Annotated in this window: 2 tRNA genes; both read left to right on the top strand. The window is 48.2% G+C overall.

Annotation, left to right across the window (positions count from 1 at the left end):
- Positions 1-43 precede the first annotated feature (43 nt).
- Positions 44-116, top strand: a tRNA-Val gene (locus tag AT575_RS10380).
- Between the two features lie 6 nt (positions 117-122).
- Positions 123-195, top strand: a tRNA-Asp gene (locus AT575_RS10385).
- Positions 196-245 lie beyond the last annotated feature (50 nt).

Genomic DNA, 245 nt, shown 5'->3' on the forward strand with positions numbered 1-245 from the left:
CCCCTGTTAGATACGGAAGTCGCTTAGCTTAGGAACACTCAATGGGAGTTTAGCTCAGCTGGGAGAGCATCTGCCTTACAAGCAGAGGGTCAGCGGTTCGAACCCGTTAACTCCCATAAAAAGGTCCCGTAGTGTAGCGGTTATCACGTCGCCCTGTCACGGCGAAGATCGCGGGTTCGATTCCCGTCGGGACCGTTTTATAAGTCTGGTGGACTTATAAAATTTATTGAAGAAAATCAATTAAA

The sequence above is a fragment of the Streptococcus penaeicida genome, assembly GCF_002887775.1.
Lineage (GTDB): Bacteria > Bacillota > Bacilli > Lactobacillales > Streptococcaceae > Streptococcus > Streptococcus penaeicida.